23 protein-coding genes are annotated in these 25,171 nt (G+C 57.1%); 4 read left to right on the top strand and 19 right to left on the bottom strand.

Annotation, left to right across the window (positions count from 1 at the left end; genetic code table 11):
* Positions 1–507: 507 nt before the first annotated feature.
* The 4 genes from AC01YT_RS02845 to guaB are packed head-to-tail and all read right to left on the bottom strand — an operon-like array spanning position 508 to position 5,167.
* Complete coding sequence (locus AC01YT_RS02845) at positions 508–1,512, bottom strand: NAD-dependent epimerase/dehydratase family protein (RefSeq protein WP_476672707.1); 1,005 nt, start codon at positions 1,510–1,512, stop codon at positions 508–510.
* Positions 1,513–1,515: 3 nt separating this feature from the next.
* Entirely contained in the window at positions 1,516–2,733 is a 1,218-nt protein-coding gene (locus AC01YT_RS02850; RefSeq protein ID WP_476672708.1) for a thiolase family protein, read from the bottom strand.
* 48 nt (positions 2,734–2,781) lie between these two features.
* A complete protein-coding gene (locus AC01YT_RS02855; protein ID WP_476672709.1) occupies positions 2,782–3,705 on the bottom strand; it encodes a Gmad2 immunoglobulin-like domain-containing protein in 924 nt (307 codons plus the stop codon).
* A 13-nt stretch (positions 3,706–3,718) separates the two neighbouring features.
* A complete protein-coding gene (gene guaB / locus AC01YT_RS02860; RefSeq protein WP_476672710.1) occupies positions 3,719–5,167 on the bottom strand; it encodes an IMP dehydrogenase in 1,449 nt (482 codons plus the stop codon).
* Between the two features lie 77 nt (positions 5,168–5,244).
* Here guaB and AC01YT_RS02865 point away from each other — a divergent pair, with 77 nt between their 5' ends.
* Positions 5,245–5,928: a DNA-3-methyladenine glycosylase gene (locus AC01YT_RS02865; protein WP_476672711.1), complete on the top strand. Its 684-nt coding sequence runs from the start codon at positions 5,245–5,247 to the stop codon at positions 5,926–5,928.
* Positions 5,929–5,933: 5 nt separating this feature from the next.
* On the opposite strand, the gene AC01YT_RS02870 is transcribed toward AC01YT_RS02865, so the two are convergent.
* The 10 genes from AC01YT_RS02870 to dnaA form a co-directional block, all read right to left on the bottom strand.
* The gene (locus tag AC01YT_RS02870) at positions 5,934–7,160 is read right to left on the bottom strand and encodes an ABC transporter permease (protein ID WP_476672712.1); all 1,227 of its coding nucleotides are present in this window, start codon (positions 7,158–7,160) and stop codon (positions 5,934–5,936) included.
* Positions 7,157–7,849: an ABC transporter ATP-binding protein gene (locus AC01YT_RS02875; RefSeq protein WP_476672713.1), complete on the bottom strand. Its 693-nt coding sequence runs from the start codon at positions 7,847–7,849 to the stop codon at positions 7,157–7,159. Before AC01YT_RS02875 ends, AC01YT_RS02870 begins: the two co-directional genes overlap by 4 nt.
* A 2-nt stretch (positions 7,850–7,851) precedes the next feature.
* Complete coding sequence (locus AC01YT_RS02880) at positions 7,852–9,264, bottom strand: efflux RND transporter periplasmic adaptor subunit (protein ID WP_476672714.1); 1,413 nt, start codon at positions 9,262–9,264, stop codon at positions 7,852–7,854.
* Between the two features lie 54 nt (positions 9,265–9,318).
* The gene (locus tag AC01YT_RS02885; protein WP_476672715.1) at positions 9,319–10,401 is read right to left on the bottom strand and encodes a DUF7544 domain-containing protein; all 1,083 of its coding nucleotides are present in this window, start codon (positions 10,399–10,401) and stop codon (positions 9,319–9,321) included.
* A gap of 23 nt (positions 10,402–10,424) precedes the next feature.
* Positions 10,425–11,060, bottom strand: a complete 636-nt coding sequence (locus AC01YT_RS02890) for an anti-sigma factor family protein (protein WP_476672716.1) — start codon at positions 11,058–11,060, stop codon at positions 10,425–10,427.
* Positions 11,057–11,629 (bottom strand): RNA polymerase sigma factor, encoded by a 573-nt coding sequence (locus tag AC01YT_RS02895; protein WP_476672717.1) that lies wholly within the window; start codon positions 11,627–11,629, stop codon positions 11,057–11,059. The genes AC01YT_RS02890 and AC01YT_RS02895 overlap by 4 nt, the downstream gene beginning before the upstream one ends.
* A 96-nt stretch (positions 11,630–11,725) precedes the next feature.
* On the bottom strand, positions 11,726–12,682 hold the full coding sequence (locus AC01YT_RS02900) for a DMT family transporter (protein ID WP_476672718.1): 957 nt from the start codon (positions 12,680–12,682) through the stop codon (positions 11,726–11,728).
* 56 nt (positions 12,683–12,738) lie between these two features.
* Positions 12,739–14,952 (bottom strand): cache domain-containing protein, encoded by a 2,214-nt coding sequence (locus AC01YT_RS02905; RefSeq protein ID WP_476672719.1) that lies wholly within the window; start codon positions 14,950–14,952, stop codon positions 12,739–12,741.
* A gap of 25 nt (positions 14,953–14,977) precedes the next feature.
* Positions 14,978–16,615: a sigma-70 family RNA polymerase sigma factor gene (locus AC01YT_RS02910; protein ID WP_476672720.1), complete on the bottom strand. Its 1,638-nt coding sequence runs from the start codon at positions 16,613–16,615 to the stop codon at positions 14,978–14,980.
* A 93-nt stretch (positions 16,616–16,708) separates the two neighbouring features.
* On the bottom strand, positions 16,709–18,052 hold the full coding sequence (gene dnaA, locus AC01YT_RS02915; protein WP_476672721.1) for a chromosomal replication initiator protein DnaA: 1,344 nt from the start codon (positions 18,050–18,052) through the stop codon (positions 16,709–16,711).
* Positions 18,053–18,603: 551 nt separating this feature from the next.
* Here dnaA and AC01YT_RS02920 point away from each other — a divergent pair.
* Genes AC01YT_RS02920 through AC01YT_RS02930 form a run of 3 tightly spaced genes read left to right on the top strand, consistent with a single transcriptional unit; the run spans position 18,604 to position 20,694 of the window.
* Positions 18,604–19,080, top strand: coding sequence for a MarR family winged helix-turn-helix transcriptional regulator (locus AC01YT_RS02920; protein WP_476672722.1), 477 nt, complete (start codon positions 18,604–18,606; stop codon positions 19,078–19,080).
* Positions 19,077–19,874 (top strand): ATP-binding cassette domain-containing protein, encoded by a 798-nt coding sequence (locus AC01YT_RS02925; RefSeq protein ID WP_476672723.1) that lies wholly within the window; start codon positions 19,077–19,079, stop codon positions 19,872–19,874. The genes AC01YT_RS02920 and AC01YT_RS02925 overlap by 4 nt, the downstream gene beginning before the upstream one ends.
* Positions 19,852–20,694 carry an ABC transporter permease gene (locus AC01YT_RS02930; RefSeq protein ID WP_476672771.1) on the top strand — a complete coding sequence of 281 codons (843 nt, stop codon included), beginning with the start codon at positions 19,852–19,854 and terminating at the stop codon, positions 20,692–20,694. The genes AC01YT_RS02925 and AC01YT_RS02930 overlap by 23 nt, the downstream gene beginning before the upstream one ends.
* Here the strand turns inward: AC01YT_RS02930 and AC01YT_RS02935 are convergent.
* From AC01YT_RS02935 to AC01YT_RS02955, 5 genes are all read right to left on the bottom strand, one after another.
* Positions 20,691–21,020 carry a FeoA family protein gene (locus AC01YT_RS02935; protein WP_476672724.1) on the bottom strand — a complete coding sequence of 110 codons (330 nt, stop codon included), beginning with the start codon at positions 21,018–21,020 and terminating at the stop codon, positions 20,691–20,693. The genes AC01YT_RS02930 and AC01YT_RS02935 overlap by 4 nt on opposite strands.
* Positions 21,021–21,037: 17 nt before the next feature.
* Entirely contained in the window at positions 21,038–21,286 is a 249-nt protein-coding gene (locus tag AC01YT_RS02940; RefSeq protein ID WP_476672725.1) for a hypothetical protein, read from the bottom strand.
* Positions 21,279–23,261, bottom strand: a complete 1,983-nt coding sequence (gene feoB, locus AC01YT_RS02945; protein WP_476672726.1) for a ferrous iron transport protein B — start codon at positions 23,259–23,261, stop codon at positions 21,279–21,281. The genes AC01YT_RS02940 and feoB overlap by 8 nt, the downstream gene beginning before the upstream one ends.
* Complete coding sequence (locus AC01YT_RS02950; RefSeq protein ID WP_476672727.1) at positions 23,215–23,706, bottom strand: Fur family transcriptional regulator; 492 nt, start codon at positions 23,704–23,706, stop codon at positions 23,215–23,217. The genes feoB and AC01YT_RS02950 overlap by 47 nt, the downstream gene beginning before the upstream one ends.
* A 149-nt stretch (positions 23,707–23,855) precedes the next feature.
* A complete protein-coding gene (locus tag AC01YT_RS02955) occupies positions 23,856–25,115 on the bottom strand; it encodes an MFS transporter (RefSeq protein WP_476672728.1) in 1,260 nt (419 codons plus the stop codon).
* Positions 25,116–25,171 lie beyond the last annotated feature (56 nt).

Here is a 25,171-nt window from a genome sequence, read left to right on the forward strand (position 1 = left end):
GGGTGTGGAACGCATTACTAATTGTTGCGTTATCACGACAGTTTTTTTCGGAAAACCCATAACAAAGAACAACTCTTAGTCCATTTCTAGCACGCATATAAGTGACTAAAAGTCGGGGGCTGGCGAAGGTAATTTCATGCATCATTGGCTAAGCCATTGTCTGGTTTGGATAAGTTTTTCCAGAAGGATGCGAAGATTGTCCAAAGGTATCTCATGAGAAGCCGTCATCAATGGAGTTGGTGATAGGCAAAGTTCCAAAGAGGCTAAAGATGAGGATCAGCAAGGGAAGCCCTTTTCCCCACCCGCGTTTAGTTGTTAGATACATGGCTAGACTCGACCATACCAAGATTCCAAAGATAACGACCAACGGCCATGGTTGCTTGGATATCAAGAACACTGTGCTGAATGTTATTAGTAACGTGAGTGTTACTCCGATCCAAGCAAATGCTAATATCTGTTTTCAGATGAAGCCCGGGATTACCGAGATCACCCGGTGCCATTAACGGCTCAAGCCGAAACCGGTGATTGTGTCTCCCCACTAAACCATGTCCAAGCCTCGCAGATGGCATCCTCTACGGTATGCTGCGGGGTGTAGCCCAGGTGTGCCTGGGCTTTAGCGTGCGTATAGTAGAAATAATACCCGGCCAGGGCCAGGATGCGCGCATCTACTGGCAGGTTCAGATAGGCCTCAAGCAAGGAAAGCGGTCGGCTGAGGGCGCGCACCAGCCCCGCTGGCCATTCCGGACCCGGCCCAGGTACCCCGCACACCGCGGCGATCTTTTCCGCCAAGGCGCTCAGGGTGAGGTTTTCGCCACCCAGAATGTAGCGTTCGCCGCATTGTCCTCGTTCCAGGGCTAGCAGATGTCCCTGTACCACGTCCTTAATGTGCACGGCGTTCAGCCCACCGGCGGTGATGAACGGCAGGCGCCGCTTCGCCACCTGAACGACGATCGAGCGCGTCCGCCGGTAGTGATCGCCAGCCCCAATGACCAGGGTGGGGTTGACGATCACTGCATCCAACCCCAATGCCACCGCCCGCTGCACTTCCAGTTCGGCCAAGTATTTGGCATATGCGTAGGGCCACCGTTCCGGGGGGTAATTCCAGGTGTGGGTTTCATCCATGATATAGGGGATGTTGGTGTCACCGGGCAGAGGTGGAATGCCCAGCACAACAGCGGAACTGGTATGGACTACCCGCTGTACTCCGGCGCGCAATGCTGCGGTGAGCAAGGCGCGGGTGCCTTCGACGGTTACAGCATAATGCTGAGCCGGGGTAGCCCGCTCACCCAGAAGAGCGGCGGCATGAAAAACAACGTCCACCCCTTCTAATGCCGTTTCCAGGGTCTCGGGCCGTGTTAGGTCACCCAGTGCGTGTTCGACTGGCAGATCGGTCAGAGCCCGCAAGGAACTGGTGGGGCGGTGGAAAGCGCGCACGCGGTGCCCCTGTGCGATCAGGGCGCGGCATAGATGACTGCCTATAAACCCACTGGCACCAGTGACCAGGATCAACATACCTCAGTCCACCCACTCCACCAGGGTGGCTTCACCCTGACCAACCCCCACACATAGGGTCGCCAGACCGTAGAATGGACGGGGCATTTGCGGCGCGCGGCGACGCATTTCGTGGATCAAGGTGGTCAGGATGCGCGCGCCGGAGCATCCCAGTGGGTGGCCCAGGGCAATTGCACCCCCATTGACATTGACAATGTCTTCGTTTAATCCCAATTCACGGATCACGGCCAGGGTTTGTACGGCGAACGCCTCGTTGATCTCGATTAAGCCGATCTGGTCCAGGCGCAGTCCAGCCCGTTCTAAAACCTTACGTGTGGCCGGGATCGGTCCCAATCCCATCAGACGCGGCACGACGCCGGCAGCGGCACTGGCAAGGATGCGCACCAGCGGGCGCAATCCCAAAGCACGGGCACGCTCCTCGCTCATGACCAGCAAGGCGGCGGCGCCGTCGTTCATCCCCGAGGAATTGCCGGCGGTCACCGTCCCGCCGGGACGGAAGGCCGGTTTTAGCCGTGCTAGCGCCTCTAGTGAGGTGTTGCGACGCGGACGTTCATCCATGGTGACTAGAATTGGCTCGCCTTTGGGTTGTGGCACGGGCACCGGGATGATCTCTTCGGCAAAACGTCCCGAATCCATGGCGGCGATGGCACGCTGGTGACTACACAGGGCGAAGCGATCTTGTTCCTCGCGGGTGATTCCGGTCATCTCGGCGATGTTTTCTGCCGTTTCGCCCATAGATTCGATACCGTACATCTCGATCATGCGCGGGTGGGGGTAGCGCCAACCCAGCGCAGTATCCCACGCTGTCAGGTTGCCGTAGGGAAAGGGTTTCTCGGCCTTAGGGATGGAATAAGGGGCACGGGACATGCTTTCGACGCCACCGGCGATAAATACTTCACCTTCGCCCACACGGATAGCACGGGCGGCCATGTTAACGGCGGTCAGGCCGGAGGCGCATAAGCGGTTGAAGGTCACCCCCGCTACTTCAACCGGCAGGCCGGCCAGGAGTGCTGCCATGCGGGCGACGTTGCGGTTATCTTCGCCAGCCTGATTGGCACAGCCAAAATAGACCTCTTCAATCATGGTGGGATCGAGGTGGTTGCGGTCAACCAGGGTGCGAATAACTAGCGCGGCCAGATCATCTGGACGCACGGGAGCCAGGGCGCCCCCTAGGTTGCCGATGGGGGTGCGAATCGCATCCACAATGACAGGAACAGGCATAAAGTCATCCTCCACAGGGCGTTGATTTAATTAAAATGGGATGATTTTTTACGGAAGGTTGAGACGCACCATGGTCAGGGCCAGAATGCTGCCGTCGGCAGCGCTCAGGTCGGCAATCTCTAAATAGTATAAACCGCCGGGCAGATTTTGCAGATCCAGCGTGGTCTCGAATGTGCCCGGTGCACCTGGATCAGGCGCTTCGACCATGAGCGGCCCGACCAACAGGGTGGTACCCTGAGCGGTGGTGAGGCGATAGCGCAGGGTGTTTTCAAACGGCGCAATGCTTACTCGACCACGCAAGTGTAAGGTCTTTGTGCTCAGGGTCGAGTTATCGGTGGGTTCCTCCAAATCAATCTGCCGTTCTTGACCGCCCGGCGTTTGCGAGGTGGCACGAATCAGCATCAGGTTGTTGTTCACCAGGCGAAGGTCACGGGTCACCGGTTGGGTCGGACAGCAACCGGGGTCATTCGGGCCGTGAATCGTGGCTGCCAGATGGACAACCTCTTCCTGAACGATTAACGAATTGAGAATGGGGCGGTCATCAATAAAGTACGAAGCCACATGACGCGGCAAGCCATTTTCATTCAGAAGCGCAACCAGGTTGACAAAGACGCCGGTTCCACCGTAGTTCTCGGCGATGGTAGCCACAGCATCTCCCAGGCCGTCGCCATTCAGGTCGCCAAATGCCATCATCTCACCCAGGCGCACCGACCAAAAATCAGGCTGCGTTGGATCATTACCGGATTGATAAGCGCCATCGCTTAGGCGGATGGTGCGCAGGTTGCCACCGAAATCGAGCAATAGATATTCGGCGTTTAGCACATCGATGGCGCTCAGAGGGGCATAAGGAGGGGTAGAGGTTGGAGTGGGGGTGGAAGGTGGCGGCGTGGGCGTGGGTGGGATGACCTGTGGCAGGCAGGCGGTCATACCAATAACCCAACATATGAGCAGCAGACGGCGCAAGAAGGTCATAGCGGTTCCTTTTTTAGATCAACTCCACATCATGCGCGCCGGATTCGGCTTTCCCGGCGGGGGTAATGCGGATGAATTCGGCACGTTCCCATAATTCAGGCAGGTTATGCGCACCGACATAACTCATCCCGGAGCGCAATCCGCCTACAATCTGATGCAGGATGTCCTTGACCTTACCGCGATAAGGCACCAGCGCTTCTACACCTTCTGGGACAACCTCGCTCCATTCCTCTTCATTCAGGTCATCGTCGTGATGTTCTAGGCGGCGGCGTTCCACATTGGCGGTGAGTGAAGCCATACCGCGCACCACCTTGTAGCGGCGTCCCTGGCGTACGACTTCAGGGCCTGGACTCTCTTCGGTGCCAGCAAGCATATTACCCAACATCACCGCACTGGCACCAGCGGCCAGGGCCTTGGTCACATCCCCGGAGGTGCGCATGCCGCCGTCAGCAATGATCGGAACATGCAGGCGCTGTCCTTCAGCAGCGCACTCCGCGACGGCGGTCAGTTGTGGCACGCCGCATCCGGTCACAATACGGGTCGTGCAAATTGAGCCTGCGCCGACTCCGACCTTCACCGCATCAGCACCGGCCTTGACCAGATCGCGCACACCTTCGGGGGTAGCGACATTGCCAGCAATAAGGGGAATGGCGGGAAATTTCTGTTTCAGCGCACGAACCATGCGCAGGGCATTTTCAGAATGGCCGTGCGCAATATCCAGCACCAGGATGTCTGCACCAGCCTCCACACAGGCAGCGGCGCGGTCAATCTCTTCCGGTTTTACCCCGATGGCCACCCCCACCCGTAGCCGCCCCAAGGCGTCCTTGGTGGCATGAGGGTGCTGTTGAATTTTAACGATATCTTGGACCGTGATTAAACCCGCCAGACGATCCTCAGCATCCACTAGGGGAAGTTTTTCAATGCGGTGAGTATACAGTTTTTCCCGCGCCGCCTCCAGTGATTCGTTTTCGCCAGCTACGATCAGGCGCTCGCGTGGGGTCATGACGGTGCTGACCGGCGCATTGGCGTCGGGAGCAAGCAAAACATCGCGTGTAGTTACCAGGCCTAAAAGATGTTGAGCCTCATCCACGACGACCAATCCGCCAATTTCTTCCTCAGCCATGATGCGGCGAGCTTCAGCGATTGTGGCAGACGGGAGGATGGTCAGCGGGGTAAGCACCACCATGCTCTCGGCGCGCTTGACTCTCCGTACCATTTCAACCATGCGTTCAATGCTCATAAAGCGGTGCAACACCCCCAAACCACCTTCTTGTGCCATTGCGATGGCCATATTGGACTCAGTGACCGTGTCCATATTGGCGGATAGGATAGGGATGTGGAGACGAATCCCTGGTGCCAGCCAGGTGCTGGTGTCCACATCTTTGCGGCTGCGAATATCGGAATATTTGGGCACCAGCAGAACGTCATCGAAGGTCAAACCGGGGTCAGGCCGCAGATTCATACGATCCTCACAAGCATTTTCTGGCATTTTCATTATAATACGTCCACCTATATCAACCCCAAAGAGGCCGAAAAAAAATGCGCCCTTTATCCTCTGAATTTTACTTAGATCCCGTTACGCGCGTAGCCAGGGCGCTATTGGGCCAGCGCCTGGTGCGCCGCTTGGAAGATGGGCGACGCCTGGCCGGTTACATTGTCGAAACCGAAGCCTATGATGGCGAAGAGGATAAGGCCTGTCATGCCAGCCGTGGGCGTACGCCCCGTAATGCCGTCATGTTCGGGCTGCCTGGACGGGCTTATGTGTACTTCACCTATGGTAGGCACTGGTGTTTAAACGCGGTGGTGGGACCGGAGGGTCAACCCGCGGCAGTGTTGATCCGTGCGATCCTACCCTGCGAAGGCCTGGAGCAAATTGCGCAGAACCGTGCTGGGCGCCCACCAGCAGAATGGACGAATGGGCCAGCCAAAGTCTGTCAGGCCCTCCAGATCGATGGTCGTCTGAACGGGTGTGATCTCACCGCCGTCAATAGCCCGTTGGTGATTGAACCTGGCTTTAATGTCCCGGAGGATTGGATACAGGTGGGCGCGCGAGTGGGCATTGACTATGCCCCTGAGCCCTGGCGTTCAATGCCCTGGCGGTTTATCGCCCACTTGCCGGCAGAGGCTTATGCAGCCTGGGATATTCCCGCATTCCTTAGGCCTAAGGCGGGGTCAAAAAAGCCTGGGGGCGGTGATTTTCCCGGGCATTCCTCGAGAGGGTAGGATACTCATTCGTAGCGTAGGGCTTCCACGGGCTCCAGGTTGGCGGCGCGGTTAGCGGGGTAAAGGCCAAAAAATAACCCCACGGCGGTTGAGAACAGCGTGGCCAGCAAGATGGCGTCAAGGCCCACTTTGGGATTGAGTGGGGTATTGTTGGCTGCGGCAATCTGCCCAACCACAAAGGCAATTAACCATCCGAAGCCGATCCCAATTATTCCACCGAAGAGGCTGAGCAAGGATGATTCGGTGAGGAACTGGATCAAAATATCGCGTTTGCGGGCGCCGATGGCCTTGCGTAGGCCAATCTCCCGTGTGCGCTCAGTTACCGAGACCAGCATGATGTTCATGATCCCGATTCCACCTACCAGCAGGGAGATAGCGGCAATGCCCCCCAGGAAAATGGTCAGTACGCCGGTAATAGTTTGGGCAGTGGAAACGAAGTCCTGCTGGGAGAAGACGGTGAAGTCATCTAATCCTAGTTCGGTCCGGTGGCGGGTGCGCAGAACCTGAGAAACCTCTTCAATGGCTTGGGGCACCAATTCCGGGCTGCTGACCTGCGCCAAGATCAAGTCCACGCGGTTGCGGTCGCGGCGAATGATGCGTGCCTGGGCGGTGCTGAGGGGGATGAGCACAATATCATCTTGGCTGCCAAAACTGCTCCCGCCCTTGGGCGCCGTCACGCCGATAATGCGGAAGGGTTGTCCCTCAATGCGGATGACCTCACCGATCAAGCCTTCGCGCCGCCCGAAAAGACGATCGGCTACCTCAGGGCCGATCACAGCAACTGAGGCTTGCCCCAGCAGGTGTTCTTCGCTGATAAACTCGCCTTCCAGCAGGGTGTAGTTGCGCACGGCGGCGTAATTCGGGGTTACACCGGAGATTTGCACGTTGGTGCGCTCGCTCCCATAACTGACTTCACGGGTTGCACTGAGCACCGGTGCGACTGCGGTCAGCGAAGGCGCCTGGAACGGGTCCGCCAGGGCCTGAGCGTCGGCGAGCGTTAGGGGTTGGGGATTACGCACTTGCTCGGTAAAGTTGCCAGGGAAGATGAAAAGCAGGTTGCTCCCCAGACCACTGATCGAGCCGGTGATCACATCTTGCGCGCCGGTACCCACGGCTAACATGGCGATCACCGCTGCCACACCGATCACAATACCCAGGATGGTCAACCCCGAGCGGAGTTTGTTGGCGCTAAGGCTTTCCAGGGCTTCTAAAATGGCTTGTCCTAAGTTCATAGGCCATCCTCCACGACGAGGCCATCCTGAATCCGGATAATGCGTTGGGTATGTTGGGCTACGGTGGGATCGTGAGTCACAATAATCACCGTGGTGCCAAAATCGCGATTCAGGCGCAGAATCAATTCCAGAATCTCTTTGCCGGATTTGGAATCCAGGTTACCGGTGGGTTCATCTGCCAGGATAATGGCTGGGTTGTTGACCAGCGCTCGCGCGATGGCGACCCGTTGCTGCTGTCCGCCAGATAGTTCGGTCGGGCGATGGTACAGACGGTCACCCAGCCCCACGGCTTCCAGCGCCTGCCGTGCGCGTTCACGGCGATCACCATTGTAGCTGGCGTAACGCAAAGGCAACTCCACGTTAGCCAGGGCCGTTGCACGTGGTAGCAGGTTGAAATTCTGAAAGACAAATCCCACTTTGCGGTTGCGAATGTGCGCCAGGTCGTCATCCTTGAGCCGGGAGACGTCCTCACCATCCAGAATATAGGTTCCGCTGGTGGGTTTATCGAGACAGCCCAGGATGTTCATCAACGTGGACTTACCCGAACCGGACGGCCCCATGATGGCGACAACCTCACCGCGGCGGATGCGCACGCTGACCCCGCGCAGGGCATGTACCTCAACTTGCCCCATCTTGTAAACCTTGGTCAGGTCACGGGCTTCAATGACCCAATCGTTGGCTTCTGTCATACCTACCGACCTCCCGCAAAGGGCGGACGCCCCCCGGTAAGCGAGGTGATTTGTGCAGGCGGGTTTAAGATGACCAGGTCTCCTTCGCGTAGGTCACCTTCCAATACCTGGCTATAAGTCTCGGAGGTGGCACCCAGGCGAATGGTGACCGCCTCGGGTAGGCCGTTGCGCAGGACATAGACAACCCGTTGACCTTCACGCAAGCGCACAGCGCGATTGGGCACCAACAGGACATCTTCCAGTTGTTGCACCAGGATGGTGACGGCAGCGGTCATGCCGGGTTTGACCTGTTCATCGGCGTCGCTTAGTTCTAAGGTGACGGTGAAGTTGACCACACCGCCGACCGGTGTACCCACTCGACCAACTTCTACCACTTTGCCCATATATTCCTTGCCCGGGATGGCGTCAAACGTGAGCCGGGCCGATTGACCGACTTGGACGCGATTGATATCTACTTCGGGCACTTGCACATCCACCAGCAAGCGGCTGAGGTCGTCAATGCGGAAAGAAATGGTACCCGGCGTCACCTGATCCCCAACTTTGGAGCGCACCTCGGTTACGGTGCCGTTGAAGGGCGCTTCCAAGCGCGCCAGTTTGAGGGTGGCTTCGAGGGCAGCAATGCGGGCTTGAGCGGCTTGGACATCCAGTGGATCAGGGCCGTTCTTGAGCCGCTCCCACTCGCGTTGGGCATCTTTGAGCTGGGCCTCCGCCAGGGCAACGTTGGCATCCGCCTCGGCAATTTCCAGATCATCCGGTTTCCCCAACAGGTAGTTCAGGTTAGCCAGGGCGCGATCTCGTGCGCGTTGGGCGTTGGCCAGGTTGGAAAGGGCCAGGGCGCGGCGCGGGTCATCCTCGGGGAGGCCAGCCACACCCTCGTATATCTCCTTCTGTCGTTCGTATTCGTTCTGGGCCAGGATGTAATTGGCACGGGCTTCGTCAATGGTCGCCTGGCTGGCGCGGGCGTAATCCTTGCTCTGGCGGCGCTTTTGGGCATCCTCCAGTTTCTTCTGGGCCTGCACCAGGGCCAGTTGGGCCTGGGCACGGGCTAAATCAGAATTCAGCAGGTTATCTAGGTTGCGCTTGGCGGTGACCAAATCGGCCTCGGCCAAAATGATATTCTGGGCCAGCGAGGACTTCTCAAGTTCGGCCAGCACTTGCCCGGCTTTGACCGCATCTCCCATGGTGACTGTGATCTTGCCAATCTGGCCGCTGGTTTGCCAGGCCAATATGGCAGTCTGATTCGCCCGAACCGTGCCTGTGGCGCCGACCGTGGCAGTCAAACTACCGCGCTGAAGGGGCTCAGTCTGAAAGCTCGTGTTGAGCGCGGCACGAGCCGATTGCCAGGCACGGAAGCCCAGAAAAGCGGCAATGACCAAAATGGCGACAACCAGATAAAGGATCCATTTGCGTTTCATCGGTGTGCTCCCCTGTGCTCTATTAAGCTAGGTTTGTTCTAATTATTACCACACTTAACCCGCTTGGGTGAGATCATTTGCAAGGTTGGTGTTTTCGAGCGCCATAATCTCGCGGTAGGTCAGGGTCCACAGGCTAGAGAGGAAGACCTGTTCCCAAGCGCCTAAGAGCACCAGAGGGGAAAAGACGATCAAGAAGAACGGCGGCAATACCAAGATCAGTGCGGTCAGGACGGCTAGCGGCTGTGCCAGGAAGAGTGAGGCCAAGCCGAAGATCACCAGGCCGGGAAGGCCGACGATGACCAGGGCGGGGATGATCATAAAGAGGTAAAGTGGAATAAGCAGGAAGAAGAGAATCAACGTTGCAACACCCCAGCCGATTCCGATCCCCAACACCACCAGCCACATCAGGCCAGCGTTTTTCCATTGACGACGGAGTAAACTTAGGGCATGACGCAAGGCTTCAATGACGCCCATCTCCTGCAACACACAGGCGCGGCGGGCAATCTCACCGACGATGCCGACGAGGATACTGACCAGGATCAGCACTACGAACCACAGCAGTGCCAACCCAATTCCGATGATCACGGCTGGGGCGGTGATGGCCGGGGTCTGCGCCGAGGCACCGACGATGAACAAACCGATGAGTGGGATGATCAATAGCACCAGGATGACGATGGGAAGGCCGAGCAAAAGGTCAATGAGAAAGAGTTGCCAGGCTTTACGCGACCAGCCCAGACGCCATCCTTGGCGAAACGAGGCTCGAATACCTTGTGTCTCGTAATCGTCCACCAGGCGGATGAGGGCAACCTGACTCACGTAATGCGCAATGACCAACATGATCCCTACGATTCCGAAGATGCAGATCAGGACGATCACCAAGCCGATCAAGGTGGGCAGGAGTTGGTGCTCTGGTACCTGTGCTAGGGGACGGAAGAATTCTTCCAACCAGCGTTCAAACACGCCGCTGGGCGCACCCTCATTCCCTTCCATACGGTAGGAGAAAAGGTTATTAACATTTCCCATCCCACCCCCGCCGGAGGCCGTCAGCGCCAGAATCAGACCAAAGAGCCAGAGGGCACGGTAATGCCAAAGGATGTGCCAGGAACGTTTGAGGATTTTTAAGGGGTCAATCATCATGGTTAATCTCCTTGAGATATAAGCTATGCCGACTTCATGACGTTGGTTCTTTCTGGAGTTGAGGTGGGGACCCAAAACTGTTGCCATCCCCAGAGCACCAACCAGATCAAGTACAATAATGCGATTTGCGCCTGCCAGATCAACACCCCCAGCCATTCCCCGAGCCAGCGGTCGGCCTGCTGTAGCCACTGCAATATCGCCTGCAGGCTGGGGGATGGTGCGGCGCTTCCCAGCAATGTGAGCAATGTTAGCCATAGACTACGGGTGCCCGTGGTGAGCATGTCCGGTGCTCCGTTGGCAAGCAAGCCACTTTGGGCGCCTAACCGGAGCCACGTGATCACTCCCCATACGACTTGCAGTGCCGACCATAGGATCAGCAGCACCAGAGGTGCGCTCCAGACCAGCGCGTTAGCAGGTTGCGCAGTCACAGTTCGGCGTGGTGGGAGGCGGAGCATTACTTGTGCAGTGAAGCGCTCACCGGGTGTGAGTGGGAGATCCTCCGGCAGGCTGCGAATCCAAGAGCTGAGAGTTTGGCGGGCCAGCAGATCACTATGGCAGGCGGCGCAAACGGCCAGGTGTTGCGCCACGCGTTGGCGTTCGGCCGGGCGCAGTTCACCATCCAGATAGGCGTCTAATAAATGGGTGACGTGATCGCTCATGAGTTGACCTCCTGTGGGGTGAGCCAGGGCGTCAATTGCTCACGTAGGTGTTGACGGGCGGCGCTGAGACGCGACATCACCGTGCCAAGCGGAATATCGAGCGCTTCGGCAATTTCACGGTAAGAAAGCCCGCCATATTCGCGCAGCACCAGCACGGCGCGGGTGGCTGGCGGAAGGGTTAGAATCGCCCGGCGCACCAGGTCTTCGCGTTCTTTCTGCTCCAAGGCGGCGTGCGGGTCGGGTGAGTCGCCGTGAAGAGGTGAGGCATCATCCAGTGCAAGGGTGGGGCGCTCGCGGCGTAGCATATCCAGAGCAGCATTGACGGCGATGCGGTAGAGCCAGTTGCGCCAGGGCATGAGGGGGCGGTAAGTGTTAAGGTTCAGCCAGGCGCGCACAAAGGCTTCTTGGGCGGCATCCTCGGCCAGGTAAGGGTCACCGCACAGGCGGTACACGACACCAATTACACCAAGTTGATAGCGATGCACCAGTTCGGCAAAAGCGCTTCGATCGCCGCGCTGGGCCTGCTGCACCAGTTCTGCCTCGGATGTGACTAATAAAGCACTCTCCACGCCTGATCCTTTCGGCTTGTAGAGTTCATTCACAGTATTAACGAATATTACCCTGGTTTTATTCGGGGCAGGGCGCTATTTTCTATCGTGCTTGTTTCAACTCGATACCGAGGTCAGTTGCCGTTCGCCTGGTAGGTTTCTTGGCGCTGGTGTGCTCAGATTGACCAGATAGATTCCGCTCAGCACCACGATTCCGCCCAGGATTTGGGTTAAGTTAAGTGGCTCGCCGGCCAGCGGGATCGCCATAAGCGCCGTCAAAACCGGTTGAGCGACCATAGTGGGGGCCACAACCGAAGCCGGTAGATGACCAAGGGCGTACGCCACCGAAAAATAGCCAATTACCTGTGAGATCAACCCAGCGCCCAGGAAGGCCAAGTAGGTGCTGGGGGCAAAACCGCTCAGGGGCTGGGCGCCAGCCAGGTTGATTCCCAGCAGCACCACTGAGGCCGTTGCGGTTACCATAAAGATGTAAACCAAGGCCGGGAAGCGCTCGCGCCCGCGCTGGGTGGTCAAAAAATAAGCAGCGTAGAAGAGGCTGGAACCCAACGCCAGAAAATTGCCGCGGTTGAGTTGTGGATGGTAGATGAAGTCGCTTCCTAATACCAATGTAGCACCGCTCAGGGTCAGAGCAAGCCCTAACCAGAAGCGTCCGTGCAGGTTTTCGCGCCAAATCAGCGCGGCAAAGAGCCCCACCCACAGCGGGGCCAGGTTGTTCATTAAGGTGGCAGTGGCAATCCGCGTTTCGTGGAGCGCGATGCTCCAGGTGGTGTGATCGAGGGCGGTGAAGCATCCACCCAAGAGGGGCAAGAACAACCACTGGGGGGTATTTCCTAAACCGTGCCGGCGCACTTCGCGGATGAATAGTGGAGCGAACCCCACTGTGGCCACAGCCATACGATAAAAGGCGGCCACCGGCCCTGGTGCATCATTGGCCCAGCGCACAAAGAGCGAAGATAAACTAAGGGCAAGAATGCCGCTTAAAAGCGCTAAATAGGGTAACCAGGGGCGATGGTAGGAATTTGAGGGTGTATCGGCGGGTTGTGTTGGGGTCATGGACACGATTATACGCGCCCGCCCCTGATCTCGCCAGGGAGAGAGCTTTCATAAGGTCAGGTCTGGGGTTGGGGAAGGGGGGATTTTGGCAGCAGGCGATAGATCTCAATCGGCTCTTGCTTGCCTGGCACGTGGTGCCGCCCCAGCGGTTGTAGGTTGAATTCTCGCACGTGCTCGGCCAGTGCGGCGTACGTGGTGTGGTTGACCAGGGCACCGCTGCCTTCAATTAAGTCCCGCGTCAAGGCTTCAATACGCTGAGTGGTGTTTACGGTATCGCCGATAATGGTATAGTGCAAGCGATCTCGCGCCCCTAGGCCGCCAGCGATCACAACACCGGTGTTGATCCCGATGCCGGTAATCAAAGGTGGATCACCCCGCGCAATACGGGCAGCATTAAGCTCTTCGAGCGCCAAGAGCATCTGCGCGGCGGCGCGGCAGGCGGCCAGTGCGCTCTTTTTGGGACTGAGGATGCGAGGCAGGATGCCAAAGAAGGCCAGCAGCGCGTCCCCATCGAATTTGTTAACCACACCGCCTTCTTCGACAATGATAGGCACAAGGCGGTCATAATATTCGTTCAACCAGGCCAGGACACGCGCCGGCTCAACGTGTTCCGAAAGGGTGGTGAAACCACGAATATCGGTCATCAAAACGGTGGCGATGGCTTCTTGACCTTCCAGGTGCAGGCTGCCGGAGGCGAAAGTTTGGCGCAACTGCTCCCGCACTTCGGGCGAGACGGCGCGACCAAGTAAGTCGCGGTAGATGGAACCTTCTTGTAAACCTGCGACCATGGCGTTGAATGCATGCCCCAAAACCGCTAGTTCATCGTTCCCCGGTAAATTGACTTTGACTTCCAGGTTGCCCTGGGCGACCTGCGTCGAAGCCTGTACAAGTTGCACCAGGGGTTGGGTGATGCGGTTAGCCAGGTAAACCCCGATCAGAATCACCAGCAGGATGACTGCAATGACTAATCCCATCACTTGAAGGCGCGTGGCCTGACTGGCACGGATGACAAAGGCCTGAGGTAGAGCAATCCCGATCAGTCCCTGATCTTCCCCGCCACGCGCCTCCCATGGGCGCAAAATTTCGCCGTAGGTTAGATTCCCTAAATTCAAGGTGCGGATCAGGGTTTGTTGATCCTGGTTGACCAGCACCTGGGCGACTTGTTCCAGAGTTAACGGCTGGACCAAAGGGGCATCATATAAGGTGGTGCTGAGAGGTTGGCCGTTGAAATCGTAAAGGGTGATTTCGCCGAAAAGGTCTTCGCGCATCTCGCGGGCCAGGGTGGGGATGGATTTGCCGACCACCACCACGCCCACCCGTTGGTTGGCGGTGTTGAAGATTGGTCCGCTGACGAAGAAATAGTGTCCCCAAGGGGTGACGAGGGTGCCGGCAAACTTATCGCCCTGGGCATCTACTACACCTTGTAAAACTTTCTGGACAAAGTTGGCCGGTTGGAAGGTGGGATCCTCGCGCACTGCCTGATACAGCCCTGCTGAGCTCCCTTCGGGTTGGTAAAGCACAAGCGTTGCCAGTCCCTGGGGGTCAATCAGGGCGATGATTTGTTCATTGGTGTTGATTGCCAGGGGCAACACACGCAGGCGAAGTGCTTCGGCGTCGTTATTTTCTAACGCGGTGGCAATCCCTTCGCTATTGGCAACCAGGCGCAGCGTTCCCAGCAGTCGTTCTTCTTCACCGACTAACCAATTTTGGGCTTGTTGGGCCGCGCTAATCAATTGATTATAGAAACGTTCCTGCACCGATTCAAAGACCACCCGGGTCACGATATAAGCGGCAGCCAGGGAGAACAGGAACGCCAGGACGAGGTAAGGAAGAACGATTTTCAGGCGTACCGGCATCCGGATGCCGGTGCGCAGTTGAGTCTGAACAAAGCGCGTTGAAGGCTGAGTGGCGGCCCCGACCCCCTCGGCGCGGCGCAGCGCCAGGGCAATCCAGCGGGGCGTGAAAGGGTGGCGGAGAAAGTTGTTTACACCATATGCCCGTGCCTGCATCTCACGCTGCAAGTCGGGGTAGTGACTGGTGAGAATCACACGTATTTGTGGATGTTCCTGGCGCAGGTAGCGCAGTGTTTCCAGCCATGCCTCGCCCGGAAGATGCAGATCTAGGAAAACCAAATCGGGGTTCAAAGTTGCCCACTGCGCGCGTGCCTCGGTGGGTTGGGTACTTTCCCAAACCTGGTGGCCGCGGCTGCGCAGGTAGCGAATCAGCCCCTCACAGGTGCGGAGATCACTTTGCAGGAGCAGGATGCGCACACGCTTCTCCGAGAAAGGTGAGGGCTCAGGTCAGGTATTCGCGTAGGTGGCGGCTGCGGGTGGGGTGACGCAGTTTGCGCAAGGCTTTGGCTTCGATTTGGCGAATGCGTTCTCGGGTCACATTGAAGTAGCGGCTGACCTCTTCCAGGGTGTGGTCTTTACCGTCAATCAGCCCGAAGCGCAATTCCAACACCTGGCGTTCACGTTCGGTCAGTGCACCGAGGGCATTTTGTACCTGCTGGCGCAACATCTCGCGCGCCGCGGCGTCCATCGGTTCCAGGGCTTCCTCGTCCTCGATGAAATCCCCTAACTGGCTGCTTTCCTCATCACCGACTGGGCGTTCTAGCGAGACCGGCTCCTCCGCTGATTGGAGGATACGTTGCACCTTGGTCGTGGCGGCCTCCCAGCGCCGTTGTAGTTCAGGATCCAGGGGTTGATTGCGGGAGCGGGCCAGCAGGATGGCTTGGACGTCTTCTTCGCTGAGTAAACCCGACTCCAGAGCAAGTTCCTCGTAGGTCGGTTCGCGTCCCAATTGTTGCATTAAGGAACGCTGGACGCGCAACAGGCGCGTAATGGCCTCAAAGAGGTGCACGGGGATGCGGATGGTGCGCGCTTGCTCGGCAATATAACGGCTAATGGACTGACGAATCCACCAGGTAGCGTAGGTGCTGAACTTATAACCGCGGGTAGGATCAAATTTAGCCACCGCGCGCAACAATCCCAGGTTGCCCTCCTGGATCAGATCAAGGAATGAAACCCCTCGCCCCAGATAGCGCTTGGCAATGCTGACCACGAGGCGCAAGTTGGCACGAATCAGCACGTTGTTGGCCTCTTCGGCGTGCTGGTGGATGTCCTCACGTTCTTTGCGTAAAGCCTCTTCATCGTTAAGGTAGGGGGTGAAGAAAGACAGTTCAGGTAGCTCCAGTTCTGTTTCCGTCCATTGGGTTAGCGCCCGGGCGGCGGCTTCGGGCAGCAGGTAAAGGTCGAGAAAGAGGTTGAAAACGTTGCGCACCAGTCCGTCCCAGAACGTATCGCGCCCCCAAGGACCGCTATCCATATATGAACGGACGTATGAGGGGGACTTGCTCTGCCAGGTCTGGCGTAAAAGGCGTGCTTCGGCCAACACGAGTTGCAAATCAGGAGGAGCGGTGTGTTCCAGGCGCGCTGCATCCTGCTTGACCCGTTCCCATGAGGTGAGCAGATCTTCGCACACGGCTAGGAATAACGCTTTATAACGTCCGTTGCCGTTGCCCCGTGAGTCAATGTGCTTTTGCAGAGCATCCAGGCGGCGGTCCGCCTCAATACAGGCTGCCAGGCGGAATTCACTGTCTGCATCCAATAGGCTGATCTGCCCGATTTCACGCAGGTAAAGCCGTACCGGATCTTCAGAGAGCTCGGCTGCCAGGGCCGGGTCTTCCAAAATCTCCAGCGGATCTTCGAGCGCCAGATCAGACCAGTCCTCGCTGGAGGGTGTGGCGACGGGTTCTTCCAATTCCGCTGTGAGACCTTCTTCTTCGCCTTCGGCGAGGATCTCAGGCAAGTCGGATTCGTCTCGTGGGGCGAGGTGCTGAGGTGAAGGCATGCCGGCAGCGGACTTGCGCGTACCTTTGGCCTTGGTGATCTTGTTTTCCGATTCGGGGGATGCCTTCTTTGTGCGTGGCATGTTTAAAATCATACCATGAGGCCATAAATTGAGCAAAAGAAAACCCGCCCCAATTTTGCGGGCGGGTGCCATGACCGGGTAGAACATGGACGTTCACGCGGCAACGCTGCGCCCGTAGAGCGCCTCGCGCACCTGGGAGACACGACGCCGCAGGTGGTCATCCCGTTCGATCATATCGGCCACTTTTTCGCAGGCATAAAGGACGGTGGTGTGATCACGCCCTCCCAACACTTCACCGATTTGAGGTAGGGAGGCGTTGGCTTCCTCGCGCAGCAGGTACATTGCAACCTGGCGCGGGAGGGCTACCTCACGCGAGCGTTCTCGGCTGAGCAAGCGTTCGCGAGGGATACCGAACACCTGAGCGACAGCGTTCACTACCTGAGCCGGTTCAACGCGACTGCGTTGAGGAATGAGATCGGCGAGGGCAATGTCCACCAGGGCTGGGGTCAGCGGGCGCCCACTCAGATCTGCGTAAGCCAGCACGCGGGTCAACGCCCCTTCCAGTTCGCGGATGTTAGATTGGATTTGACGCGCGATGGCATAAAGGATCTCGACAGGCACGTCCCGCCCGGCGCGTTCGGCCTTGGAGCGCAAAATGGCGATGCGCGTTTCCAGGTCGGGTGGTTGAATATCCACGGTAAGCCCCCACTCGAAGCGAGAACGCAGGCGCTCTTCTAGCGTCATCATGGCTTTGGGTGGGCGGTCTGAGGAGATCACCAGTTGTTTTTCCTGGCCGTAGAGGGTGTTGAAGGTGTGGAAAAATTCTTCCTGGGTTGATTCCTTGCTGGCAATAAATTGGATATCGTCAATCAGAAGTACATCAATGTTGCGGTAGCGTTCACGGAAGGCGGTGGTAGTGTGGGTGCGAATGGCGTTGATGAGGTCATTGGTGAATTCTTCGGCGGAGACATAGAGGACGTGCAAACCGCGCTCAAGGGTGGCATTGCCGATGGCGTGGAGCAGGTGGGTCTTGCCCAATCCGACGCCGCCGTAAATGAAAAGGGGATTATAGGCGCGAGCGGGGTTCTCGGCCACGGCCTGTGATGCAGCATGGGCGAGGCGATTGCTGGCGCCAACGACGAAATTCTCAAAGCGATAGCGCGGGATTACGGTACGCGGTTGTGCGGAGTCATGGCGTCCGGTGGAGGGCAGGAAGGTTGGAACGTCGGGTGTGGGGTTCAGCGGGGCTTCTTTGTGCCAGACGATGAACTCCACCTGTTGGGGTGATCCCATCAGTCCGCTCAAGAGGCGGGTGACCATACTGGATAGGCGACTTTCTAGCCAATCGCGGGCGTAGGCATTGCGTACCCCGATGGTGAAACACCCCTCCTTCCAGCCAACCAATTCTGCGTTTTTCACCCAGGTATCGAACGCGGCTTTGGACATTTCCATTTGCAGTTGGCCCAAGACGACCTGCCAGGCATGTTCAGCGTCCATGGTTTCTCCTCCGCTCCGCATAGGATTCGTACACCCCGCCGCGGCGCAATAGCCAAGATGCCCCCCTGCGCCTTGCAGAGGGTTTACCCAAAGCAGTTTTCGTTTGGGTGTTGACCAGGAAAAGGGGGACAGGTGTCCACCCTGAATGATCGGTGCGTGAATGATTCTAGCAAATCTGACCCTGGCTCACAAGTCGGAAAACCTACGCTGACCTAAAAAATTAGCGATCTTTAAAGTCGAGCCACCTTAAAGAGTTTTGGGTAAGATCGCAGGGCTCTATTGTAAAATAGGTACATTTGTTCTTGCCACACTTCCTCAAATGGTCTTCGTGTGCCCACATATATAGGGGGTGAATCAACATTGGGGGCATCCTAACCAGGAAATCAAAAGATTCTCAGATTCTTGGGAAAGGCCTGGTGCATGTGTTAAAGCCGGCGTGGTGAATCAGCATTGGGAAAAGTTTTTTAAGGTTTATAGGGAAGCCTGTCACCCTTGACACGATAGATGGTTTGTCATATAGTTCGATTATCAAATAATTAGAGATTCGAACCATGAACGCGGATCTTGATGCGTGTGTACAAGATGTTTTAGAGGTGGTGATGGGGGTTAGCCGCACCATTCGCAGCCAGATGCGCCTTCACCGCGACCCGCGCATGAGCGTGCCGCAGTTTCGGGCGTTGATCTTCATTCGCCGTCAGGCCACTGCCACGGCCTCAGAATTGGCCGAGCATCTAGGGCTGACGCGGTCGAGCATCACCACCCTAGTTGACAATCTGGTGCGTATGGGATGGGTGGAGCGAACAGGAGATGAAAAGGATCGTCGCCGTGTGCGTCTGCGCCTGACAGCAGCGGGTGAGGCGATCCTAGAATCGGCTCAGGCTCAAACCCAGGCCCATTTCCGTGCGCTGTTGGCCGGACTCTCTCCTGCCGAACGAGAGTGTGTGAGTCGGGCCATGACTATCTTGCGTTGTCATGTGTTGGAGCGAACTCCAGGCGAGGGATTATCTCCAGAAAGGTCGGAACAATGATCTTGCAAACCAGCAACCTTACCCGACGTTATGGCTCATTAGTGGCCGTGGATCATTTGAATCTGTCGCTACAAGAGGGAGAGGTGTTTGGCTTGCTGGGGCCTAACGGTGCCGGAAAGACCACTACCCTGAAAATGCTCACCACGTTGCTCCCACCGAGTGAAGGCAGTGCAACGGTAGCCGGCTTTGATATCCGTCATCAAGCTGCCCAGGTGCGCCGGGTAATCGGTTATGTGCCGCAGTTGATCTCGGCCGATGGGGCGTTAAGCGGTTATGAGAACTTGTTGATTGCGGCCAAGCTTTACGACATTCCACGAACAGAGCGCGAACAACGGATTGCCGCGGCGTTGGACTTCATGGGGCTGAGTGACGTGGCGCATCGCCTGGTGCGGGAATATTCCGGCGGGATGATTCGACGCCTGGAGATTGCCCAGGCTATTCTCCACCGCCCGCGCGTCCTTTTCTTGGACGAGCCCACGGTTGGTCTTGATCCGGTGGCACGTCATCTGGTGTGGGATTACATCCGCCAGATTCGCCAAAATCTGGGCACAACCATTCTACTGACCACCCACCTAATGGATGAGGCAGATCTCTTATGCGATCGGGTTGGCATTATGCACCTGGGACGCCTGGTCGCCTGTGATGCACCGCAAGCCCTCAAGGTAGCTATTGGAAAACCTGAGGCCACCTTAGACGAGGTTTTTATCCACTTTACCGGCAATCAACTTCAAACGACTATGGGAGGTTACCGTGAAACTGCTCGAACCCGGCGTGTCGCCCGCCGTCTTGGCTAGACCTTCTCCCTCGCCTTCGGCCCGGCAGGCTTGGCAGCCCTGGGCGATGCTACGTGAGATGGTCGTTAAAACCTGGGTCATTGCGGAATTAGAAGCACGCAAGTTGCGCCATGATCCCACTGAGCTCTTTACCCGTGCAGTACAGCCGGCGCTGTGGCTGCTCATCTTTGGGCAGGTATTTGCCCGTGTGCGCGCGATCCCGACCGGGAATCTTTCCTACCTGGATTTTATGGCGCCGGGCATTCTGGCCCAGAGCGTTTTGTTTATCGCCATCTTCTACGGCATTTCAGTGATTTGGGAACGCGATTTAGGCGTATTGCACAAGATTATGGCCAGCCCGGCACCACGCGCGGCGTTGGTCAGCGGTAAGGCACTTTCGGCGGGCATCCGTGGCCTGACCCAAGCGGTGATCATTTATGCCCTGGCGGCGTTGTTGGGGGTGGACTTAAACTGGCAACCCCAGGCGTTATTAGGAGTAGTGATGGCGGTTATCCTCGGCGCGGCCAATTTCTCTCTCTTCTCGCTTATCATTGCCTGCCTGGTCAAGACCCGTGAGCGCTTTATGGGGATTGGGCAGGTGCTTACCATGCCACTCTTTTTTGCCAGTAATGCCATTTACCCCCTTGCCATCATGCCGTCTTGGCTGCAGGTCATGGCTAAAATTAACCCTCTCACCTATATTGTGGATGCCCTGCGCGCTCTGATGATCACAGGTGGTACCCCTGGTTTCCCTTTGGGGTTGGATTTCGCAATCATGAGCCTGACTACGCTCATTCTGGTGGCTGTGGCGGCGCGGCTCTACCCGCGCGTCATCGTTTAGGACGAGAGGCGTTCGTTCGGGTTGGCTGACCCTTTCTCTCCTGCGATGCCCACTAAAATACCTCGCGCAATCTGTGGCTCAAAGGCTAACTCCGTATGCTCGACCTGGATGATGGTGACCGGACGTTGGGCTAGCACGCGCACGGTGCGCCCGGGCATCACACCATAGGCTTGTAGATAGTGTTGATAATCCGGGGGCAACGCCTCGAAGCCTAGGATGGTTACCTCCTGACCCGGTGACACATGCCACAACGTTGGTCGAAGGAGATGTTTGCCCTGTCCATGATGGTAGCGGGCGCGGTGGAAGCGGAGATGAGGAATAAGCATGGAGCGCAATCTCCTTTTCATGAAGTCTTATCCTTAGAAGGGCCTTGCGGGCGCTTAAGCAAGCGCTCGGCCCAACGGGCCCAGCGTGACGTTTGGGGATTGATCACGCTGGTGCCGCAATTCGGGCAACACGCCATTTGACATCCAGCATGCAGAGGGCATTGTGCGCATGCAGGGCGTTCCCCGGCCTCGAAGCGGGTGCCGCACACCGGGCATGTCAGCCAGGTCTCTTCGGTGAACTGTGGGGCGGGAAGAGGATCAGCCATGCCATCCTACCAGGGTGAGCAAGCGGTACAACGCACCGCCCACGAATAACGCGAAGGGAAAAATAAAAGCCAGCATCCCCAGCGCCGTCTTTAACCCGCGCTCTTTAATCATCATGAACACGCTGGCGATGCAGGGCACAAAGAGGGTAATTGTTACCATGGCGACCACGACCTGAATCGGGGAGAGTAAACCGCGGGATTCCATGACGAAGAGGTTGGTGGCAGCAAAATCGCGGCGCAAAAATCCGACCAAGAAGGCCGCAGCAGCTTCGGGTGGGAGACCCAACCAGTGGGTTACCACCGGTTCGGCGAGGCGAATAATACCGGGTAAAAGGTGAAACCAGTCCAACAGGAAGAGCAGGAAAGTCCCCAGCAGGAACAGGGGCACCGCCTCTTTGATATACCATTCCAGACGTGCCAGGGTTTTGATCAGCACATTGGAGAGCACCGGCCAGCGCAAAGGCGGGAGTTCCACGATCAAGGGGGTGCGTTCACCGGGTAAGACTTGTGCTGCCAGCCAGCCAACAATGAGCAAGACGATCACTACCACCGTAGCCCAGATCAAAGTAGCACCAAATGAGATGCCGGCCAGCATACCCATCACCACGCCCAATTGGGCTGAGCAGGGGATGGCTAGAGCGAGCAAGAAGGTCACCAGGATGCGTTCACGGGGGCGGCTGAGGATGCGCGTAGTCATGGTTGCCATGGTTACGCAACCCAGCCCGAGTACCATTGGGAGCACAGCCTGACCGTTCAGGCCGATGCGGCTGAAAAACTGATTGGTCAGCACCGCCAGGCGCGGTAGATATCCTGAATCCTCAAGGACTCCGAACGCGATAAAAAAGGTGACCACAATCGGTAAAAGCAACGCCAGGGCATAGGTTACGCCCATGGTCCATAGGCCGTATTCACCGATCAGCATTTGTTGTAAGAACAGCCAGGGAATCCAACGCGTTAGATGGCTGACGATCCAGGGGTTGATGATCTGACCAAAAAGCGTTTCTTCCAAAAACCCCACCAGGGTGCCGGCGCCGAACACGCCTACAAACCAGTAGAGACCGTAGAGCACCAGCGCCAGGATGGGGATACCCCACAGGGGGTGGGTGGCTAAGCGCCCCAGGCGCACATTGAATGGCTCGTGTTGAGGTTGGTCCTGGTGCCAAACCTGATTGATCAAACCGCGAATGACCTGATCGCGTGTCCTCTGGAGCACACTGGCAACCGGTTCTGCCAGGCGAGATTGTAGATCCTGGCGGATGCCTTCCAGGCGTTCAAATGTGGCAGGATCAAGGTGGGCTCGCAACCAGGCGAGGACGCCGTTTTCTCCGCTCAGGAAAAGCAGTGCTAATCCCCGGGCAGAAATGGGGGCGGTGGGGAGAAGGGGTATAACGGCTTGCACGGCTTCTTCAACCGCAGGGGGATAGGTGAGATGAATTAATGCTGGTTGAACTTGCTCCAGGGCGTGGAGCAGATCATCCACCCCTTGACCGCGGGTAGCAACGGTGGTTACCACTGGCACGCCTAAGGTACGGCTGAGCGGTTCCAAATCCAACTTAACCCCGAACGCCTGAGCTTCGTCCAGCATGTTGAGCGCCAGCACGAGGGGCAACCCGAGTTCAGCCAGTTGTAAGGTTAAATGCAGGGTGCGCTGAAGATTCTTGGCATCCCCCACCTGGATCACGGCACCAACGTGTTCATCCAATAAGGCATGCACGGTAACTTCTTCATCTTCACTGTGTGCCGGGAATGTGACGATTCCAGGGGTATCTATGACTAACCACTCGGGGTGATGGCGCAAGTTACCCTGGGCAACCTCAACCGTGGTGCCGGGGTAATTCGAAACCGTCACATATTGCCCGGTTAATTGGTGGAAAAGGACCGACTTACCAACATTCGGGTTACCGACCAGTAAAATGCGTGCATGGTCATCACGTGTGATCGAGGATGGCATCGGGGTTGAATGACAATGGGCCATAAGATTCCACCTTTTGTAAACAAGATTGACACAACCCATAAAAAATCAACGAGGCGCTTTCAATACTCCCCCCATAATGGGCGATGAAATCGCGCTTGAGTACATCTAATAGCGGCGCCGGAAATTCAATGATGGTATTGCACAGGCGACAGCGAAAGTGATGGTGATCGGGATTAGCGGAAATGGCCGGATCAAAACGGTCCTGCGGGCGTTCGCCTTCAAAGCGCTGAGAACCAACCATGCCCAATTCTTCCAGCCAGCGTAAAGTGCGGTACACGGTCGAAAGATTTAGGTCTGGGGCATGCTGGCGGGCGCGTCGGTAGACTTCTTCCGCCGTGGGATGATCAGTACACTGTGCCAGAGTTTCCAGGATCAAGCGGCGCTGGGCGGTCATACGCCCGCCGGTGGCGCGCAAACGTTCGGTGACTTGAGCGATCCAGTCCATTGAGTTGCCTTATATTGCAAATGATTTGCAACAAGATCACCCTAATTTTAGGTGACTCTCCCCCAAGAATGAAGTGTGGTTTATCCCCTTGCTCGGTGCAAAATGTCACATATCAGCAAGGGGCTGGAAAGAGGTCTATTCGTTTAGGCTCAAGCGCGTTCTTTTAGCAACGCCGTAGCGTGGCTTTGTTCCTGTTGGATGCGTTGCGGGCGGACGGTAATCCAGATGATCGGTAAGGTGATCACCAACATAACGGCGTTGATGATGAATGGCCAGTAAGGGCTCCAGTTTTCCCACATCAGACCGCCTAGATACGGTGCCGGAAGGGAAAAGAGACCTAATGTGGTTGAGAGCAATCCGAAGGCCAGGCCGCGTAGATGGCGTGGGGCAACTTTGGAGATCAGGGCATTGAAGGCCGGGGCATAGAGCGCTTGCCCTAAACCAAACATGCCCCAAACCAAGGCTTGTAATGGGAACGCTGGCCCGCCCAGGAAGAGGACGGTCGCGGCGGCGAAGATACCCAATCCACCCACCAGACCCCAACGTTCGCCGAAGCGGTCAGAAATCCAGCCACCGGCGGTATTAAATAACGCCGCGGCGATGCCCATAATGGTATAGAGCGAGCCGACGCTGGTGGTCGTATAGCCGTAGAGATCTTTTAGGTAGATGGAGTAGAACTGATCGCTGAGGCGAAAACTGAAATCCTGCAGCCCGTCGAAGACGAGGATCCAGGTCATCAGGGTGCCGGCGGTAGCCAGGCTGATCATCTGCACCAGGTTGGATTTGAGTTGGCTGAAGTTAAGGCGTCCCTCCGGCTCTTGGGCTGCGGCGCGGGCGCGGCGGCTCATACTCACCCGGATGATGGTCGCCATCACATAAAACCCCGCTGCAACCAACAGCATCCCACGGAAACCTAATTGGTCCGCCAGAAAGCCCCCCAGGAGCGGTCCGAGGATGTTGACGATGCCGAAAACACCATCGAATAACCCATACACCTTGCCGCGGTTATTTTCGCTAGTATGCTCGGCGATGAAGGCACGGAAGGTGGGGGTGATCAGCGCACCAGAGATGGCCGCTGCAATGATCGCCACCAGAGCCCATTCCCACGAGGGGACAAATGGCAGCCATAGTGAGCCAATCAAACCAATCAGGCTTCCGATGGCGATGGTGCGCAAGTAACCCAGCGAGTCCGAGATCCAACCGCCGAAGACCTGCAAAAGGAGAGGGGCAAACATGCCGATGGTAAAGAACAGCCCGACCTGCTCCACGCTGGCACCGAGGTTGCGTAAATAGAGCGAAAGCATGGGGGATTCCATGCGTGAGGCAATGTTCGCCAAGATCATTGCAAACATAAAGAGAACCAGGGTGGGGGAGAGAGCTCGCAATACGGACCGATCGAATCGCTTCATGAATATCCTCGCCGGGGGAATTTCACCCCTTAAAAAAAACTGGTCGTATGGATAGT

The organism is Thermanaerothrix sp. (assembly GCF_056331585.1).